This is a genomic window from Oleiphilus sp. HI0061, assembly GCF_001635675.1.
In genome coordinates, this window is sequence record NZ_LWFE01001882.1 from 1 (window position 1) to 1,299 (window position 1,299).

1 protein-coding gene is annotated in these 1,299 nt (G+C 47.3%); it reads left to right on the plus strand.

What is annotated here, in order from left to right:
* Positions 1-48 precede the first annotated feature (48 nt).
* A partial coding sequence (locus A3735_RS28575; protein ID WP_197486131.1) for a ComEC/Rec2 family competence protein occupies positions 49-1,299 on the plus strand: 1,251 nt, incomplete at its 3' end.

The following is a 1,299-nucleotide window of genomic DNA, read 5'->3' on the forward strand; positions in this document are numbered from 1 at the left end:
GGGTTCACATTGGCGGACCGAGTTCGTTCTAGCCTGAATTCATACCGTATGAGTTTAGGTGACTATCTCAATAACTTACTCCTAGATAAAGAACATAAAGGTCTACTTAGGGCCCTGATCCTGGGAGATCGGGGGCAAATTAGTCCTGGAGACTCACGAGTTCTGCAGTACACAGGAACACAGCATTTGCTTGCTATCTCGGGCCTGCATGTGGGGCTGGTGATGTTTTTTCTCTATAAGCTCTTGGTCTGGTCTGCTTTTCGAGTGCCAGTCGTTGCTTTTTTCGGCCTTGCTTACGTCATTATGGTTGGCGGGAGTGAATCTGCCATCAGGGCTTGGGTAATGTCTGTGTTGGCTCTGGTGCTTTTATCAGGGCGGTGGCGCAGAGACTATTTGGCGATTTATTGTGCCGCAATGTTTATGGTACTTTTATTCGACCCCCTATCGCCCATGAATATTGGCTTTTGGTATTCATTTATTTGTGTGGCTTTGCTTATATTGTTGTCACGGTTTGCACTAAATATGGATGCAAGCTGGCGTTCACTGTTGTTGCTGCAGTTGGTTTTGATTGTCGGCCTCGCTCCTATTAATGCCCTGATCGGCAATGTTCAGGGGCTGGCGAGCTTATTAGGAAATATGTTTGCCGTTCCTTGGGTTTCGTTGTTTGTTTTGCCTGTATCTTTAGTTGCTTTAGGTATCTCGTTTTTGAGTCGGCCAGTTGGTGAGATCTTGATGAGCTGTTCTGATGCTGGTTTAGAGTTACTGGTTCAGTATTTGTCATCTTTAATTGGTCTTTTAGCTGAGTTTTCTTTTGGGGCAAGCAATGTCTTATTAATTCCTTATGCGGTTTTATTCTTGAGCTTTGTTTTCTTTATTCGCAATTATCTGCTTCGGGCAGTGTTTCTGGCGGTATTGTTATTGGTGCTCTACACGCCTTCAGTGCTAAAGGAGCCGAAGTCCGAGGTCTTGGTTTTCGATGCGGGGCAGGGTTTGGCTATCGCATTGATCTGGGGCGGTCAGTACTGGCTCTATGATACCGGGTTAGCCTTGGGAAGCTATTCTCTGGTTGAAAGTGCAGTTTTCCCCTATTTCCGTGAACAAGAGTTGTTGCTGAATATTAGTGGGTTGATAGTGAGTCATGGTGACGCGGATCATGCGGGCGGAGCTGCGCGCGTTGAGGAATATTTGCAGCCTACGCACTTGTGGTCTGGCGAGCCGGGTCGTGTATCGGGCTTAATGAACGAAAAACCTTGCGCCGCTGGAATGTCTTGGGAGTATACGGGGGGGCGCCTGGAGGTT